The 1587-nt window shown below is 70.6% G+C and carries 1 protein-coding gene; it reads right to left on the bottom strand.

The genetic code is table 11. The features are described from left to right. Positions 1–431: 431 nt before the first annotated feature. The gene (locus ACTWPP_RS44895; protein ID WP_443110601.1) at positions 432–1481 is read right to left on the bottom strand and encodes an IS110 family transposase; all 1050 of its coding nucleotides are present in this window, start codon (positions 1479–1481) and stop codon (positions 432–434) included. Positions 1482–1587 lie beyond the last annotated feature (106 nt).

Raw genomic sequence — 1587 nt, 5'->3', positions numbered from 1 at the left:
CAGGTCATCCCTGAAGGAGTGGGGCCGGTCAAGTGGTGGCCTGGGTGGTTGTTGTTGTGTTGAGTCCGTTTTCCTGTCGGTCCCGGGCGGGTTTGCGGGCGTGCCGGGGTGGCGTCCGGGGTCAAGATGCAGCGCCCGGAGGCGGAGCCGAGGACGTACGATCTTGAGGCCGGACGCCGGGTCGGCGGATGCTGGCGGTCGCCGGGGCGTTGTGGGGGTTGTGGGTTAGGTGCCCCAGGTGCAGTCGTCTCCGAGAGAGGGCAGTCCGGCTGCGGTCATCCCTTCGCCTGGGTCCTCCCGCCCGCGCGGGAGGGGGCATGGGGCGTTTCACGTGTGGCCTGGCGGGGTCAATCAGAGGCGCGTTCGCGCCACCGGCGCCGGTGGGGAACAGACCTGCGGGCGACCTCGCGCCGGTCCACGGCCGGGACGTATCATGCCGCGTCCTTGGCGGCGGGGTGGTCGAGGGCTCGGATGTGGCCGTCGCGCATGCCGTAGAAGACCAGAGAGGCCAGCTTGCGGGCGGCGGCGACCTTGGCGATGTTGTTGGCCTGTGTGCCGCGGCGGGCCAGGATGCGGTCGCGGACCGCGCGGATCGGGGAGCCGGCGCGTTGCCGCTGGACCGCTTCGATCAGGGCCCACCGCAGGATCGGTGAGCCCTGCTTGGTGATGTGCCCGCGGGCGACCTTGAGGTCGGACTCGCGGTGCCGCGGGGTGAGCCCGGCCCAGCATGCCAGTTTCTCCGGGCGGGTGAAGCGGGTGATGTCACCGATCTCCGCGACGATCACGGCGGCCAGGACCGGGCCGATCCCCGGCAGCGCCTGGATCGCGGCATAGCCGGTGTGGCCGCGCAGCAGCTCGGCGATGACCTCCTCCAGCAGGCCGATCTCGCCGGTGTAGGCCTCGATCAGTGACCGCAGCGAGGCGATCTTGCCGCGGTAGGGCTGCGGGAGGGCGAGCTGGTTCAGCCAGGCGCTGCCGCCGGCGCCGAACAGGTCTGAGTGGGTGACCGGGATGCCGAGCTTGGCCAACACGGCGTGCACCTGGTCCTTGCAGCTGGTGCGCATCGCCACCAGCTTGGCCCGGTAGCGGGTCAGCTCCCGCAGGTCCCGCACGTCGGTCGGCGCGATCCACGCCTCGGGCAGCCGGCCCATCCGCAGCAGGTCGGCCAGATCGGCGGCGTCCCGCTCATCGTTCTTGACCCGCCGGTAGGTGAACGCCTTCACCCCCAGCGGGTGCGCCAGGTGCACCTCAGCCCCCGCCAGCGCGAGGGTGTCGACCGCCCAGTACCACCCATAGGTGGCCTCCAGCACGACCTTCGGATGAACGCCGGCCTTGGCGATCTCCGCCCGCAGCGCCGCCGGCGAGTTGGTGATCCGGGTCTTGCTCAGCCGCTCCCCCTCAGGCGTCATCCGCACCAGCACCGACCTTCTGCGGTGCAGGTCCATTCCCACGATCTGCTGTCCGTCATACCCTGCGGACATAGGGGCCTCCATCCTCGACGGGATTGGTGTGATGACCCCGAGTGTCCGCCGGATACCCGGAACCGTCACGGGGAGCGGAGGCCCCGCTCCTTCATCGCATCAGAGG

It is taken from the genome of Actinomadura sp. 3N407 (assembly GCF_052245875.1).
Lineage (GTDB): Bacteria > Actinomycetota > Actinomycetes > Streptosporangiales > Streptosporangiaceae > Spirillospora.
The sequence above is the reverse complement of the archived record's forward strand: the minus strand, read 5'-3'. Positions and strand labels throughout refer to the sequence as shown.

Excerpts from the sequence above, each read along its gene's own strand:
- ACTWPP_RS44895 (WP_443110601.1), bottom strand. The coding sequence starts at position 1,481 with ATGTCCGCAGGGTATGACGGACAGCAGATCGTGGGAATGGACCTGCAC.